General features: G+C 60.9%; 12 protein-coding genes. 1 reads left to right on the forward strand and 11 read right to left on the reverse strand.

What is annotated here, in order from left to right; translation table 11 throughout:
* Positions 1-11: 11 nt before the first annotated feature.
* From HGP16_RS20440 to HGP16_RS20490, 11 genes are all read right to left on the reverse strand, one after another.
* Positions 12-1,073 (reverse strand): class I SAM-dependent methyltransferase, encoded by a 1,062-nt coding sequence (locus tag HGP16_RS20440; protein ID WP_168841821.1) that lies wholly within the window; start codon positions 1,071-1,073, stop codon positions 12-14.
* A gap of 181 nt (positions 1,074-1,254) precedes the next feature.
* Complete coding sequence (locus tag HGP16_RS20445) at positions 1,255-1,806, reverse strand: glutathione peroxidase (RefSeq protein ID WP_168841822.1); 552 nt, start codon at positions 1,804-1,806, stop codon at positions 1,255-1,257.
* 80 nt (positions 1,807-1,886) lie between these two features.
* Positions 1,887-3,737, reverse strand: a complete 1,851-nt coding sequence (locus HGP16_RS20450; RefSeq protein ID WP_168841823.1) for an ABC transporter ATP-binding protein — start codon at positions 3,735-3,737, stop codon at positions 1,887-1,889.
* Positions 3,738-3,787: 50 nt separating this feature from the next.
* The gene (locus HGP16_RS20455) at positions 3,788-4,546 is read right to left on the reverse strand and encodes a DUF1028 domain-containing protein (RefSeq protein ID WP_168841824.1); all 759 of its coding nucleotides are present in this window, start codon (positions 4,544-4,546) and stop codon (positions 3,788-3,790) included.
* A gap of 4 nt (positions 4,547-4,550) precedes the next feature.
* Positions 4,551-6,338, reverse strand: a complete 1,788-nt coding sequence (locus HGP16_RS20460; RefSeq protein WP_168841825.1) for a gamma-glutamyltransferase family protein — start codon at positions 6,336-6,338, stop codon at positions 4,551-4,553.
* 22 nt (positions 6,339-6,360) lie between these two features.
* Complete coding sequence (locus HGP16_RS20465) at positions 6,361-7,239, reverse strand: ABC transporter permease (RefSeq protein WP_168841826.1); 879 nt, start codon at positions 7,237-7,239, stop codon at positions 6,361-6,363.
* Entirely contained in the window at positions 7,236-8,183 is a 948-nt protein-coding gene (locus tag HGP16_RS20470) for an ABC transporter permease (RefSeq protein WP_168841827.1), read from the reverse strand. The genes HGP16_RS20465 and HGP16_RS20470 overlap by 4 nt, the downstream gene beginning before the upstream one ends.
* Before the next feature lie 70 nt (positions 8,184-8,253).
* A complete protein-coding gene (locus tag HGP16_RS20475) occupies positions 8,254-9,762 on the reverse strand; it encodes an ABC transporter substrate-binding protein (RefSeq protein WP_168841828.1) in 1,509 nt (502 codons plus the stop codon).
* Between the two features lie 83 nt (positions 9,763-9,845).
* Entirely contained in the window at positions 9,846-10,583 is a 738-nt protein-coding gene (locus tag HGP16_RS20480; protein ID WP_168841829.1) for a FadR/GntR family transcriptional regulator, read from the reverse strand.
* A 190-nt stretch (positions 10,584-10,773) separates the two neighbouring features.
* Positions 10,774-12,216 (reverse strand): M81 family metallopeptidase, encoded by a 1,443-nt coding sequence (locus HGP16_RS20485; RefSeq protein ID WP_168841830.1) that lies wholly within the window; start codon positions 12,214-12,216, stop codon positions 10,774-10,776.
* 7 nt (positions 12,217-12,223) lie between these two features.
* A complete protein-coding gene (locus HGP16_RS20490; RefSeq protein WP_168841831.1) occupies positions 12,224-13,357 on the reverse strand; it encodes an ROK family protein in 1,134 nt (377 codons plus the stop codon).
* A 395-nt stretch (positions 13,358-13,752) separates the two neighbouring features.
* On the opposite strand from HGP16_RS20490, the gene HGP16_RS20495 reads away from it, so the two are divergent.
* Positions 13,753-15,252, forward strand: coding sequence for an MDR family MFS transporter (locus HGP16_RS20495; protein ID WP_168841832.1), 1,500 nt, complete (start codon positions 13,753-13,755; stop codon positions 15,250-15,252).
* The last annotated feature ends 211 nt before the right edge of the window (positions 15,253-15,463 follow it).

Consider the following 15,463-nt stretch of genomic DNA (forward strand, 5'->3'; position numbering starts at 1 on the left):
CGGCACGATTTTCAGGCCCTGACTTCGAAGACCATGTTGAACGGCGTTTCGGTCGCCTTGCGGAAATGCGAATAGCCCGCATCCATGGCAACCTTGCGCAGTTTCAACTCGCCGGCTTGCGCGCCCAGACCCAGCCCGACTTCCTGCGACAGCGAGGCCGGCGTGCAGATCATCGTCGACGCGCCGTAGAAGACGCGGCCGATCGGGTTGAGGTTGTCCTTCAGGCAATCATGCGCAAAGGGCTCGACGATCATCCAGGTGCCGTCGTCGGCGAGGCTTTCCTTGACATGTTTGCCGGCGCCGACCGGGTCACCCATGTCATGCAGGCAATCGAACATCGCCACGAGATCGTAGCCGGCAGCCGGGAAGTCCTTGGCACTCGCCTGCTCGAACGTGATGCGGCCGTCGACGCCCGCTTCCTTCGCGGCAGCTTGCGCCCGTTCGATCGAGGGCAGATGATAGTCGAAGCCAAAGAAGGTCGAGTTCGGATAGGCCTGCGCCATCAGGATGGTCGATGCGCCATGGCCACAGCCGACATCGGCAACGGCGGCGCCGGCCTGAAGCTTTTCATGCACTCCCTCCAGCGCCGGTATCCATTCCGTCACGAGATGGCTGTTGTAGCCCGGCCGGAAGAACCGCTCCGTGCCGCGGAACAAGCAGGCGCTGTGCTCGTGCCAGCCGAGCCCGCTGCCGGTCTTGAAGGCATTGGCAATCTTCGGCTCATCCAGCCACATGGATTGAACCACGTCGAAGGCGCCGTTGAAGAAGGCGGGACTGTTTTCCTCCGCAAACACCATGGCCTGTTCCGGCGTCAGGTAAAAGCGCTCGGTCTCATCGTCATAACTGACATAATCGGCCGCCGCCTGAGCCGACAGCCATTCACGCACATAGCGCTCCTTGACACCAACCTTGTCGGAAAGCTCCGCCGACGTCATCGGCGTTCCGTCCGCCATGGCCTTGAACAGACCCAAATGGTCGCCGAGCGTCACCAGCACACCCGAAACCGCCGCGCCGACATCGCCGATCAGGCGCCCGACCAAGGCATCGAGTTTCTGCATATCAGGTTCGCGCATGACATCCTCCTCCCAGAATTGATGTAGCGTTCCGTCCGATATATTCGGAAACTTCAAAATACTCCTGGGCGGGAAAGTAAGCAATGATATGGCGGGGCAAAGTAATACTTGCCCCACCGACGATGATATAAATTATTATTTTGAATTAATTGGGATTTCTTATCGAAGCTGCCGCGATTTTTCAGCCGGCGCGCGCCAGTTCTTTTTCCAAAACGGAAGTAAAACGCGGATCATCCGCAGTTATATCCGGAGCAAAACGAGCGGCAACCTTGCCGTCGCGGCCGATGAGGAATTTTTCGAAATTCCAGACGATGCCGCCGTCTTGTCCGGTTTCAAGACCGTGTTTCGCCAGCCGTTCGCGCATGGGGCCGTCCCCGATCGTCTCGACGCCGGAACCGATCAGGCCGTCATAGAGCGGATGGCGTTCTTCGCCGGTGACGGCGATCTTGGAGAACATCGGGAACTGCACGTCGTAGGTCAGGGTGCAGAAGCTCAATATTTCGTCGTCGGTGCCCGGCTCCTGGCCCTTGAAGTCATTGGCGGGGAAGCCGGCAATGACAAAGCCCTCGTCACGCTTGTCTTCGTAAAGCTTTTCCAATCCTTCGTATTGCACCGTCAGGCCGCATTTGGACGCGACGTTGACGACCATGATGACCTTGCCACGATAGTCGGCAAGCGTCGTTTCGCTGCCGTCGATCCTTTTTACCGGAATATCGAGCACGCTATCGGTCATTTGATTCAACTCCAGATGAGATGGAAAACAGAATGTCGATATTTGCCCGGATTTCGACTTCGTCAAGGCCGGAAACAGGCTTAGGCGGCTTCTTCCATCCGAACCAGATGGCCGCTGGACACTTCGCGATATTGCCGGACCGGCGTCACATATCCGACCGGGCGCACCGGGCTCTTCAGCTCGTCGACGGCAAGATTACGCCGGATGCCGCGCCGCGCCGGGTCCGGCACCGGCACGGCCGCCATCAGCTTCCTGGTATAGGGATGCTGCGGATTTTCGAACACCGACGCGCGGGGGCCGATCTCGACGATCTCACCGAGATACATGACGGCGACGCGATGGCTGACACGCTCGACCACGGCCATGTCGTGCGAGATGAAGAGATAGGACAGGTTAAGACTTTGCTGCAGGTCCATCAGCAGATTGCATACCTGCGCCTTGATCGACACGTCGAGCGCCGAGACGCTTTCGTCGGCGACAATCACCTTCGGATCAAGCGCGAGCGCACGGGCGATGCAGATGCGCTGGCGCTGGCCGCCCGAGAATTCGTGCGGGTAGCGGCCCATCATATCCGCTTTCAGTCCGACGCGTTCCAAAAGGTCGGCCGCCTTCTCGCGGGCTTCGGCGCGCGAACCGAGGCGGTGCTCGATAAACGGTTCGGCAACCGCCGCGCCGATCGTCATGCGCGGATTGAGGCTTGCGAACGGGTCCTGGAAGATCATCTGGATGCTGCGGCGCATCCGGCGCAGGTCGAGCGCGCCGAGCTTCATCACGTCATAGCCATCGAGACGCACTTCACCGGAATTGGGGTTGATGAGGCGCATGATGGAGCGGCCCGTCGTCGACTTGCCGCAGCCGGATTCTCCGACCAGCGACAATGTCTCTCCCTGGGCGAGATCGAAGGAGACGTTTTCGACCGCGTGGATCGCACCTGTGGGACGGGCGAGCAGCCCGCCGCGAAGATCGAAACGGGTGACGAGGTTTTTCACCTCCAGCACCGGCGTCTTGCGGTGATCGACGGTGTCTTCGAGCGCCTTCGGTTCGCTGCGTTCGCCGGTGCCGACATCGACGATCGGAAAGCGCAGCGGCTGCGGCTGGTCCTTCATCGAACCGAGCCGCGGCACGGCCGACAGCAGCGCGCGGGTATAGGGATGCCGGCCGCGATGGAAGATGTCGTCGGTCCTGCCGGTCTCCACGGCCTCGCCGCGATACATGACGATGGTGCGGTCGGAGATTTCGGCGACGACGCCCATGTCGTGGGTGATGAAGAGAACGGACATGCCTTCCTCTTCCTGCAGCACCTTGATGAGATCGAGAATCTGCCCTTGAATGGTCACGTCGAGGGCGGTCGTCGGCTCGTCGGCGATCAGCAGTTTCGGACGGCTGGCAAGCGCCATGGCGATCATCACGCGCTGGCGCATGCCGCCGGAAAACTGGTGCGGATATTCGTCGAAGCGCGAGGACGCATTGGGGATGCGCACCTTTTCCAGCAGGCGGATCGTTTCGGCTTTTGCCTCTGTCTTCGAGATGTTGCCGTGGCAAGTCAGCGCCTCGGAAATCTGCCGGCCGATGGTGAAGATCGGATTGAGTGATGTCATTGGCTCTTGAAAGATCATGGCGATGTCCTTGCCTCTGACCTTGCGCATCTCGGCCTCCGGCAGGCTGAGAATATCCCGGCCGTTGAGGCTGATGGAGCCTTCGATACGGCTGCTGGTCCTGGCGAGCAGCCGCATGATCGAAAGCGATGTCACGCTTTTGCCGGAGCCGCTTTCGCCGACGATGGCGACCGTTTCACCCGGCATGACGTCGAAGGAGATGTCCTTGACCACCTGGCGCCATTCGCCGTCGACAAGAAACGATGTCGTCAGATTGGAGACGGAAAGAACGGGCTGTGCATCTGCATTGATCGTCTGCGCGGCAATGGTTGCCATGGAGTTCCCCTTATGATTTTGCTGACCGTTCGGGCATTGGTCGACGTCGTTCACGATGGTTGCGTCGTCGTCGCCCTTGATGCCGAAGGGCGGTCCCCCGCAATCCTTGCGGCTTCGAGGGCGGCGATCTTTTCGTCGATTTCGCGCCGGTCGCTCATGCCGCTCGGGTTCTGCCGTGTCGGCATGGTTTCGGCGACATGCAGATAGCGTTCCTGCGCAACCGCATAGAGACGTTCGAGTTCGGCAAGCGGATCGGCACTGTCATCGACGCGAATGTTCAGCCAGGCATAATCCTGGTCACGGTGGATGACGAGCGCGGCCGATTGCTTGCCACGTTTGTCACCGCCGGCATCTTCGCCCGCTCGCATCGCTTCGAGCAGACGCTCGGCAAGCGGTTTTCCCTTGGTTTTCCTGAAGGTCGCAAGCGTCTCGGCGATCACTTGCGGCCCCGCCAGCATATTGCCGGCGACCGAGACGTTATCGTCGATCAGATGGCCGGCCCAATCAATGCACTTTTGACCGGTGTAAGCAGCGTTGTTGCCCTTGCTGTCTATCAGATGGAACTGGCGCTGTTCGCGGCCGTCGTCACGGACACTCAGCGCCTCGACGATCTCGGCTGGCGCACGGCCGGTTGCCAGCATCGCAAGTCCGTCGATGCCGTAAAGCGGGTTGGCGAAGGCCTGCGTCGCAACAGCACCGATGCCGCCGCGAATATGGGGCACGATGCTGCCGACGGCAAAGAAGCGTGTGGCGACGGCGATGGCGAGATGTCCGGTTTCCGGCTCGCGGGCTACGATGGACCAGGTCATCGGCCTATCTCCCGATCGCGTAGGCTTGCATCAAACGCGGTGTGGCTGCAGCGCGCAGGAGGCCATCGGCATCGCGGCGTGCTGCGGTCAACCGGCCGACCGTCCATTCCGGCGCGACAGTCAGCTTGTGGCCTTTGCCGCGAAGTGCATCGAGCACCTCGGCGCTGAAATTTGCCTCCGCCGTCAGGCCGCCCGGTTCGCTGGTGCGCGGATAGAAGGAGCTTGGGAAATGGGTGCTGTGGAACAACGGTTTGTCGATCGCTTCCTGCAGGTTCAATCGGTGATGGACATAGCGCAGGAAGAAGGAGAGCTGCCACTGCTCCTGCTGGTCGCCGCCGGGGGTGCCGAAGGCAAGCGTCGGGCGTCCCTCATGCAAGGCGATCGTCGGGGTCAGCGTCGTGCGTGGCCGCTTGCCTGGAGCGAGCGAGGAGGGCAGGCCAGGTTGCAGCCAGAACATCTGCGCGCGGGAATTCAGGCAGAAGCCGAGGCCTGGAATGGTCGGCGAGGATTGCAGCCATCCGCCGGAAGGCGTCACCGACACCATGTTGCCCTCGCGGTCGATGACGTCGATATGCACGGTATCACCGCGCTTCTCGGTCAAATGCGACATTGTCGGCTCATAGACCGCGCCGCCCTTGGCTTCCGGCGCGTCGAGCATTCGCATGGTTAGATCGTACTGGTTTTCGAAGCCGGCGAGCTTGCCCGGGCGCAGGGTGAGCGACGCTTCCGGCGAAATCAGCCGGCGGCGCTCCTCGGCATAGGCGTCGGATAGCAGGGTCTCAAGCGGTATGGTGGTGAAGTTCGGATCGCCGTAATAGACCTCGCGATCGGCAAAGGCGAGTTTCATCGCCTCGGTAACGGTGTGGACGAAATCGGCTCCGGCAGGATCCACGCCGGCCAGATCGAAGCCCTTGAGCAGTGACAGCGCCTGCAGGAAGACCGGCCCCTGACCCCACGGGCCGATCTTGGCGACCGTCCAGCCGTGATAATCGTAGGTCTGCGGCGCCTCGATCGTCGCCCGCCAGTTGGCCATGTCGTCGGCTGATAGAACGCCCTTGTGGCGCTCGCCGCTTGCATCCATGACTTCAGCCTTGCTGACATAGGTGTCGATCGCTTCGGCGACAAAGCCGCGATAAAAAGCATTGCGCGCCGCTTCGATCTGCGCGTCACGATCGCTCTTGCTTTCCGCCTCGGCAACGACACGCTTCCAGGTTTCCGCGAGAACCGGGTTCTTGAAATTGGACCAGGGTTCGGGAACGGAGCCGCCAGGAAGCCAGGTTTCAAAGGAGGTCGGCCATTCCTTGCGGTAGAAATCGGCAAGCCCAGCAATGGTGGCGGAGACGCGCGGCAGGACCGGATGACCCTTCTCTGCATAATGGATCGCCGGCTCGAGAACATCGCGCACGGTCAGCCTGCCATAATCGCGCAGCATCAGCATCCAGCCGTCGAAGGCGCCGGGGATGACGGTCGCAAGCAGGCCATCGCCGGGGATCAGCTTCAATCCCTCGCGTGTGTAATGCTCGATCGTTGCGCCTGCCGGCGCTGGTCCCTGGGCGCAGATGACCTCGACCTTGTCCTTCTTTTTTGAATAGAGGATGGCGGGCATGTCGCCGCCCGGCCCGCAGAGATGCGGCTCGACGATCTGCAGCACGAAGCCGGTCGCCACAGCCGCATCGAAGGCGTTGCCGCCCTTCTCGAGAATGCTCATGCCGACGGCAGAGGCGATCCAGTGCGTTGACGTGACGACGCCGAAGGTTCCGAGGATTTCGGGGCGTGTGGTGAATGCGGTCATTGTGTGCACCCTTTCAGTTTATTCATGCTTCGCGCGGGTCGAGCGCATCGCGCATGCCGTCGCCGAGGAGGTTGAAGCCGATCACGACGAGGAAGATGGCGGTACCCGGCCACATGGCCATCCAGGGCGCCTGTTCGAGATAATTCTTGGCGACATTGAGCATGGAGCCCCAGCTCGGGGACGGTGCCTGTTGGCCGAGCCCGAGGAAGGAGAGGCTCGCTTCCGCGATGATCGCGGTTGCGATGGTGAGCGTCGCCTGGACGAGGATGGGCGCGAAGACATTGGGCAGGATGTAGCGCATGATAATGCTGGTGTGGCGCAGGCCGATCGATCGGGCGCCCTCGACGTAATCCTCCGTCTTGACCGCCAATACCTGGCCGCGCGTCAGCCGCACGAAGACCGGCGTTGCCGACAATCCGATCGCGATCATCGCATTGGTGAGGCTCGGGCCGAGGAAGGCGGCAAGCGCAATGGCGGTGATCAGGAAAGGCATCGCCAGAAAGGCTTCGGTGATGCGCGAGATGATCTGGTCGATCCAGCCGCCGTAATAGCCGGAGATCAGGCCGAAAGGCACCCCGATCGCAACGGCGATGGCGACCGAGAAGATGCCGGCCATGAGTGACGCCTGTGCGCCCCAGATCATGCGGGAGAGAATGTCCCTTCCGAGATCGTCGGTGCCAAGCCAATGGGCGGCCGATGGCGCCTTGCGGATCGCCGACCAGCTTGTGGCAACCGGATCGGGAATCGGCAGGAGCGGTGCCAGCGCGGCGATCGCGGTAAAGAACAGGATAACGGCAAGCCCGACCAGGGCTCCCTTGTTGGCCCTCAGCTTTCGCCAGGCCCGATTGGGCGCGCGCTTGGCGGAGGGAGCTGCCGCGGTCGTCTGGACGATCGTGCTCATAGAGCTGCCCTCATGCGCGGGTTGAGGAGGACATAGAGAATGTCGGCAATGAGGTTCATCGCGATGAAGCCGGCGGCGGTGCAAAGCACCACGCCCTGCACGACCGCATAATCCCGGTTGAAGACCGCATCGACGATCAGCTTGCCGAAGCCGGGGATGGTGAAGATCTGCTCGGTCAAAACGGCGCCGGCCAGAAGCTCGCCGAAGAGCAGGGCACTGACGGTAACGATGGGCAGGATGGCGTTGCGAAAACTGTGCTGCAGGACGACGGCCATCTCCGGCAGGCCCTTGGCACGTGCAGTTCGGATATAATCGCTGCTGAGCACGCTCAACATCGAGGAGCGCGTATGGCGCATGAGCGTGGCGGCCAGCGCGTTGCCGAGCACGAAGGACGGCATGAGCATCGTCTGAATCGAGCGCAAGGGGTCATCGAAGAAGGGCTGATAGCCGGAGGCGGGAAGCCAGTGGAGCTTCACCGAAACCAGCAGGATCAGCATGATACCGAGCCAGAAGTTCGGCACGGAAAGCCCGAAAAGCGCAACGATATTGGCGAGAAAATCGATGATCGTATTCTTTTTGACGGCGGCGAGGATGCCCATGGGGATGCCGATCGCGAAAGCGAAGATCATCGACATGACCGCGAGCTGGATGGTGACCGGCAGCTTTTCGGCGACGAGCGTGAGCACCGGCTGATTGGTGCGCAGCGAGACGCCAAGGTCGCCCTTTGCGATGCCCTGCAGCCAGTAGCCATACTGATAGATGACGGGGTCATTCAGGCGATATTTCTCGCGAAGCAGTTCGAGAACCTGCGGATCGCGCTCTTCGCCTGCCATGGCGAGCACCGGATCGCCCGGCAGAAGCTTCTGCAGGGAGAAGACGAAGATCGAAATGATCAGCAGCGTCGGTATGGCGACGAGCAGCCTCTTTCCGATATAGCTATACATGGGCAGATCCTCGCCGCGATGTCGAATGCGAGAGTGCCATGCGGGAGAAGACCCGCATGGCATCTCCGGCTCAATTGCTCTTCTTCACGCCGACGAGGCGGATCATTCCGTCCGGAGACGGAGTAAAGCCGGATACCTTCTTGTTGTAAGCCCAGATCCAGGCCTGATGCCCGAGGAAGATGATCGGCAGGTCCTCGTTCAGGATGGCTTCTGCCGCATCGTATTTCTGCTTGCGTAGCGTATTGTCCTGCGACCGGCGTGCCTCCAGCAGTAACGTGTCGACCTGCGGATTGCTGTATTTGGAATCGTTGAGGCCGGCGCCCGTTGTCACAAATTGCTGGATATTGCCGTCGGGATCGGAGCGGCCGGACCAATCGGAGCGGCTGAGCTGGTAGTTGCCACTCGATTGCGCATCAAGCAGGGTTGCGAATTCGGTCGTCTTCAGCGTCACGTCGAAACCTGCTTCGGCGACCATCGACTGGACGATCTGCATCATCTGCATGGACACTGGGTTGTTGGCGACCGCAAGCTCGACGGGGATGCGATCGAACCCCGCAGCCTTGACCAGTGCCTTGGCCTTGTCGACGTCGCGGGCCGGCACAGGAATATCCTTGTTGAACCAGGGGCTGTTCGGCGCAAAAGGCTGGTTGCCGGCAAGTCCGGTGTTGTCGAAGACGATCTGCATGGCGGCTTCGCGGTCGATCGCGAGCGAGAATGCCTGGCGCAGCCGTTTATCCTTGCCGATCGGATTGTCGGCGCGCGGACCGTTGCCGATATTGGCATAGACGCCGAGCCAGCCGGTGCCGACAGCATCGGCATAGACGAGATTGGAATCGCCCTTGACCGTTCCTGCATCGGATGCGGCGACGCGCTCGATCATGTCGAGATCGCCGGAACGCAGATTCGCGAGGCGAACCGTCGTGTCGGGGATCGGCAGATAAGTGACCTTGTCGATGAAGATCTTGTCCTTGTTCCAGTAATCCTGGAATTTTTCGAGCACGATGCGGTCCTGCTGTACGCGCTCGACGAATTTGAACGGACCGGAGCAGACGGGATGATCGCCGAATTTTGCGCCGGCAGCCTTTGCCGCCGTCGGCGAGACCATCATGCCGGAACGGTCGGAGAGCTGGGCCAGCAGCGTGACGTCGGGCGCCTTCAGGGTGAAGGTGACTTGGTATTCGCCAGATGCTTCAACCTTGGCGACGGAGGAAAGCTCGCTCTTGCGGCGCGATTCCGGCATGGTCTGGTAGCGCTGGATATTATCGACCACGGCCTGGGCGTTGAACGGCGTCTCGTCCTGGAACTTGACGCCCTGGCGCAGCTCCATGATCAGCTGCTTGCCATCCGCCGACCACTTCCAGGAGGTGGCGAGCTGCGGTACGAACTGCAGGTCGGGGGTGACATCGACAAGCTTGTCGCAGAGCGCGGTATAGACGATGCGACCGACGAAAGTGCGGGATTGGGCGGGGTCCAGCGCGTCGGCGTCGTCCTGCAGGCCGATCTTGAGCTCGACAGCGAGGGACGGCAGCGCAATCAAAGCGCCGGCGGCAAGCGATGTCAGGAATTTGGCGATCTTCATTTCGTTCTCCTGTTTATCGTTTTCGTTTTTTGCAGTCTCGATCGGTTTCCTCTCCGGTCGTAGTCTGGCAGGCCTGGCTTCGGTCAGCCCACCTCTTCAGTCAGCGGCTCTTCCGCCTGGCGCGCATCAAGGGAAGTGATGCGGATCAGGCTTTCCTGAAGCATCAAGAGATGCTCGCGCATGGCTTCGGCCGCCTTCATCGGGTTGCGCGCCGCAATCGCATCGATGATCGTTCTATGCTGCGCATAGGAGACCGGGCGCGTCTTGTTGACGCTGCGGGCCAATTCGCGAATGGTTTGCCAGGCTTCGTCCTGTCGCACGTGGTTGATCACATCGAAAATGGTCAGGAAGAACTGGTTGCCGGCGCTTTGCGCGATCAGCCGGTGCAATGCGCCGTCCCAAAGTTCGCGGCTGTCGGCATCGTCGCTGGCGGTGATCTTCTTTGCCAGTTCATACATGCGGTCGATGTCGTCGGGCTTGGCGCGCATGGCGGCGAGCTGAGCCAGTTGCGGCTCGATACGCAGGCGGACTTCCATCACCTCCATGAGATCCGTGCCGGCAACAAGCGTGCTGACATGCTGGCTCCAGTTGTCGGGGCGTTGCCCGACATACGTTCCCGAGCCTTGGCGACGCCAGACGTGGCCTTCTGCTTCCAATACTTCAAGCGCCCGGCGGATCGCGCGCCGGCTGACGCCAAGTGCCTCCGACAGCGCCCGCTCCGTCGGCAGCTTTCCGTCCGCCGGCAGATCGGCCGATTTCAAAAGCCCTCGCAGCCTTTCCAGGGCGTGAACCGAATTTTCCGGGAGGCTGCTGGTTGTCATGATGAAGGGTGAACCAATTTGAGATTGGTTCAATAGAAGTTCAACTCGACCGCATCGTCAAGCGCTTTTTTGTGCAATTTTGGCAATGCACAATATTTGTGCGAAATGCGAAAGGCGACCCGCAAAAACGGGTCGCCTTCTTCAGATGCGAAATGATGATGTTCGGTCTAATGGCTCCCCGGCAGGAGCCTCAGCGACCGACGGCGCGCGCAGAAATCGCCGTCTCGGGCGTGAAGTCGAAATCCTTGTCGAAGGGGTATGTTTGCTTCTGCTTGCGCAGACGCGGCAGGCGCTCGACGAACTGGTCGACGACGCCCGGTGACAGCGCCATCAGGTTCGGATTGGCGATCGGCGCCAGCTCCGGTGAGAGATAGCCGGATTTGACGACGATGATCTTCGCCTTGTGCGGATCAAGCCCGAGGCGGGTGAAATCGGCGATGTTGTGATAGGGGCGGCGCTTGGCCGACAGGACGAGGTCGATGCCGCCGATCGAAACGACGGCTTGCGCATCGCTCGCATCCGCGACCTCGAGCAGGAATTTGACGATGAAGCTGCCCTTTACCGGCTTGCTTCCCTTGGTGTCGAGCGATGCGCCGACGGAAAGATCAAGGGTGGCGCCGAGGCCGGCGACGTAGCAGGCTTGGGTGGCGGCCTTGTCGGCAATGCCGGCGAAGATGACGCCTTGCGCTTCCTTGACAATGAGTTCCGCTAGGACTTCGGCACGGTCGCCGACGCCACCGCCGGTCGGATTGTCGCCGGATTCCGCCAGAACCACGGGCGCAGTCGTGCTGGCGATTGCCTTGGCGATACATTCTTCGATCGAGCCGGTTTCGGAGCCGAAAACGAAATCCTTGCGCGCGTCCCAATAGGCCTGCGCGATGCGTTTTGCTTCGCGCTCGAGAACGGCGCGATCCGTGCCGGTCATGATGGCGGCCGCCGTGGCGCGCGGTTCGTCGGCCCAGACATAGCCGACCATCAAGGAAGCGTCCCAGACGCCGTCGAGGGCATCGATTCCGGGCAGCATGTCGTAAAGGCTCTTGGCTGGCTCGTCGACCGTGCTGGTGCGTTCGCCTGGCAGCACCACGGGGATCGGCGCCCAGAGCAGGAGCGGCTTGACGCCGGTCTTCAGGCTTTCCGTCAGCATCTTGACGGCGCGGCGCATGGTTTCCTCGACATCGATATGCGGCGCCGTGCGATAGGTGGAATACATGTCGAGCGCATCGATGATGCGCTGGGTAACATTGCCATGCAGGTCGTAGCTGGCCGAGACCATGCAGTCGTCGCCGACGACGGCGCGGGCCGCGCTGATCCAGTCGCCTTCGGCATCTTCCATGCCCTCGACATACATGGCGCCGTGCATGGCGAGATAAAGCCCGTCAAGCGGGAGCAATGCCTTCAGCCCCTCCAGGAATTCCGCCTTGAAGGCCTCGTAGGTGTGGCGCGCGACAGGACCGCCGGCGATCGCTCTGGCATGGATGGTCGGCAGGAACTCGCCGTCATAGTCCTTCAGAAAAGCGAAGTAGGGCGCGTCGGTCAGCGCCGCGCCACGCAGGACGCGAAAATCCTTCTCTTCGTTCAAGACGGGATTATAGGTGCTGCATTCGATGTGAATGCCTCCGACGGCGATGCGCATGGGAACCTCAATTCGGGTTGGGACCAATCAGGAAATTGTGGGCGGCGATGCTGGCCGCACCGCGCGCCCAGACATCAGTATCGACGCGCTGCGTGCGGATTGGTGTCTGGCCGGCATAGCGCGGCAAGACGTTCGCCTCGGCTGCCTGCCGCATCACGGTACCGAACAGGCCATCGAACCGCCCTTCGACATGGGTGATCAGGATCAGGCCTGGATCGTTGAACTGGATAAGATGGGCAATCGCCAAACCGAGCGCGCTGCCGGCCCGATGCAGGATGCGGATCGCTACGGCATTGCCGAGCGATGCTTCCGTCTCCAAGTCGTTGAGGGATTGGCAGGCAAGGCCTTCAGCCTTCGCCATTTCCTTGATTGCCTTTAGCGAAGCCACGGTGTCGAGGCAGCCGCGCTTGCCGCAGCGGCAGGGCGAACCATTGGGCTCTATGGTGCAATGGGCAATCTCGCCGGCACCGCCATGGTTGCCGCGATAGAGCTTTCCGCCGACGAAATGGGCGCAGCCAATGCCGTTGCCGAAGGAAACGACGCTGAAATTCCGCACGTCGCGGGCGCTGCCGAACAGTTTCTCGCTGACGGCAACCGCCTTGGCGTCGTTCTCGATGAAGGTATCGATGCCGGTCTTCTGCCTGATGATGCCGGCAAGCGGCACGTCCTGCCATCCGAGCAGGGTGGATTTGACGCAGCTTGCCTGCTTTTCATCGACGAAGCCGGAAAGTGCGACCCCGAGACCTGAAAGCTTGCCATCGGCACTTTCTTGTTCGGCAAGCAGTTTCGGCAGGGTATCGGCGATCATCTCGGCGATGACATCGGGATCGCGCGACAGCGGCATGGTCTGGCGTGCGACGATGTTGCCGTTGAAATCGCTGAGCACCAGGGGTGCGGGGTCTTCCAGCAGCGAAATGCCGACGAAGAAGGCGCCCTCCGGATGCAGATCCAGCAAGATCGATGGGCGGCCCTGACCGTATATCGTCTCCGTCTCCCGCAAGACGCCAAGGGAAATCAGATCGCGCGCAATTCCGCTCATGGCGGCCTTGCTTAAGCCCATGGACGCTGCCAGAACCGTGCGGCTCGAGGGGCCTGACTGGCTGATGACCCGCAAGAGCTGCTGCTGGGACGAGGTGAGCAATTCGGCGCTCCGCTGGAATTCCGGTTGGTTCCGCTTCAGTTAAGTTCAGAAAATGAACAAAGATGCGGAAGTTAATTCATTAAGGCGAAAATATATGATATCGTCAATGGGCTTGAGGACCGCGGTCGAGCCCTTGGATCCGGACCCGTTGTTCCGAGATTTCAGGCCGAAGCGTCCGTCGAGAAGCAAAGCGTGCTCGCGTTTAAACAGTTGACATCGACCGGCACCAATATGCAAAGCTTATTATAACGATTCCGCAGGCATCCGCCCTCCAATCGTCTCGTCCCTAGACTTTGATCCCAAGCCTTTGATCCCAGCAGCTAAGCGCTCGACCATGGCCTTAATCGTAGCCTGTGCGTCTTCGACATCGGGTGCAGCAGTCAGAAAGGAATGCCATGTCCAGCACGGTCGATCGCTCGAAACGCCCGTTGGTCATCGTTTCGATCATGCTGGCGACCTTCATGGTCGCCGTGGAAGCGACCATCGTCGCAACCGCCATGCCGCGCATCGTCGGTCAGCTCGGCGGCTTCACCTATTACAGCTGGGTCTTTTCGGCCTTTCTTCTGGCGCAGTCCACGACAACCGTCATCTACGGCAAGCTTTCCGACATTTTCGGACGCAAGCCCATGCTCATCTGCGGGATTCTCATCTTCCTGGTAGGCTCGACGCTTGCGGGCTTTGCCTGGTCGATGGCTTCGCTCATTGCCTTCAGGCTGCTGCAGGGGCTTGGAGCCGGCGCCATTCAACCTGTCACGATGACGGTTGTCGGCGATCTCTATAAGCTGGAAGAACGGGCGAAAGTGCAGGGCGCGCTGGCCAGCGTCTGGGCCGTATCCGCCGTCATCGGCCCGCTTGCCGGCGGCATCATCGTCGATAATCTTTCCTGGGCCTGGATTTTCTGGATCAACCTGCCGGTCGGAGTGCTCTCCATCGCCGGTTTCATCCTCTTCCTGCATGAGTCCGTCACCCCGCGCGAGGCGAAGATCGACTATCTCGGCACGATCCTGTTTTCGATATCGATCGTATCGCTGCTCGTCATCCTGACGGAGACCGATGCAGGCTTTGCGGTTCTCTTTCCCCTGGCGATCGTCTTCGTTGTTTCCGGCATCCTGTTCCTGTGGCAGGAGCGGCGGGCGGCGGAGCCGATCATCTCGATCGCTCTTTGGAGCCGGCGGCTGATCGCGACCAGCAATGCCGCCACGCTGCTTGCCGGCATGGCGCTCATCGGCCTGACGACGGTCCTGCCGATCTACGTACAGGGCGTGCTTGGCCGATCGCCGCTCGAGGCCGGCTTCACGCTCACGATGCTGATCGTCGGCTGGCCGCTTGCCGTCATGCTTGCAAGCCGGTTCTTCCGCACCTTCGGCATCCGCAGGACTCTCCGCGCCGGCAGCCTCATGTTTCCCTTCGGCTCGCTCTTCCTCCTGTTCCTGACGCCGGAGAGCAGCCCGGTGATTGCCGGCATTGGTTCGTTCCTGATGGGCTTCGGCATGGGTCTCATCAGCCTCACCAGCGTCGTGCTGGTACAGGAAAGCGTCGAATGGTCGATGCGCGGCAGCGCCACCGCGTCGATCATCTTTTCGCGCAGCCTCGGCAATACCCTTGGCGCAACCGCGCTCGGCGCGATCATGAATGTCGGTATCGCGCATTATGGCAGCGGCGAACTGGCAGCGAGGCTTCACGATATCCTCAGCCAGCCGACCGGCCTTTCCGATCTCGTCGGCGATCCGGCGATTCGGGGCGTCTTCAATGCCGCATTGCACTGGAGCTTCTGGGGTGTCGTCATCGTCGCCTTGACCACCTGCGCGACGATCTGGCTTATCCCGGTCACGCGTGACGCTGGTCGCAGAGCGCCCATGCCCAAGACGGATGCCCAGGACGCGATGACTCACTAGAGCCGGATGATTTTAGGTCTGTTCGACCTAAAATCTGAATCCGCTCTAGAATCAAAGAAGTAGGGCGTGATGTCGTCCGAAAATCGCCTACACTTTTCGGCATCACGCTCTAGGAGGTGTGGACTCTTGGGTTTCCAAGGCTGAGCAAATCAGATTCAAGACTGTCTTTTGGAGGCAGTCATGGGTGTTTTGGATCGTCTGATCCTTCGGG

The sequence above is a fragment of the Rhizobium sp. P40RR-XXII genome (genome assembly GCF_012641405.1).
Lineage (GTDB): Bacteria > Pseudomonadota > Alphaproteobacteria > Rhizobiales > Rhizobiaceae > Rhizobium.

Bases quoted from the DNA above. Each gene is read 5' to 3' on its own strand.
- HGP16_RS20440 (WP_168841821.1), bottom strand. From the start codon at position 1,073: ATGCGCGAACCTGATATGCAGAAACTCGATGCCTTGGTCGGGCGCCTG.
- HGP16_RS20445 (WP_168841822.1), bottom strand. From the start codon at position 1,806: ATGACCGATAGCGTGCTCGATATTCCGGTAAAAAGGATCGACGGCAGC.
- HGP16_RS20480 (WP_168841829.1), bottom strand. From the start codon at position 10,583: ATGACAACCAGCAGCCTCCCGGAAAATTCGGTTCACGCCCTGGAAAGG.
- HGP16_RS20465 (WP_168841826.1), bottom strand. From the start codon at position 7,239: ATGAGCACGATCGTCCAGACGACCGCGGCAGCTCCCTCCGCCAAGCGC.
- HGP16_RS20470 (WP_168841827.1), bottom strand. From the start codon at position 8,183: ATGTATAGCTATATCGGAAAGAGGCTGCTCGTCGCCATACCGACGCTG.
- HGP16_RS20485 (WP_168841830.1), bottom strand. From the start codon at position 12,216: ATGCGCATCGCCGTCGGAGGCATTCACATCGAATGCAGCACCTATAAT.
- HGP16_RS20455 (WP_168841824.1), bottom strand. From the start codon at position 4,546: ATGACCTGGTCCATCGTAGCCCGCGAGCCGGAAACCGGACATCTCGCC.
- HGP16_RS20450 (WP_168841823.1), bottom strand. From the start codon at position 3,737: ATGGCAACCATTGCCGCGCAGACGATCAATGCAGATGCACAGCCCGTT.
- HGP16_RS20475 (WP_168841828.1), bottom strand. From the start codon at position 9,762: ATGAAGATCGCCAAATTCCTGACATCGCTTGCCGCCGGCGCTTTGATT.
- HGP16_RS20460 (WP_168841825.1), bottom strand. From the start codon at position 6,338: ATGACCGCATTCACCACACGCCCCGAAATCCTCGGAACCTTCGGCGTC.
- HGP16_RS20495 (WP_168841832.1), top strand. From the start codon at position 13,753: ATGTCCAGCACGGTCGATCGCTCGAAACGCCCGTTGGTCATCGTTTCG.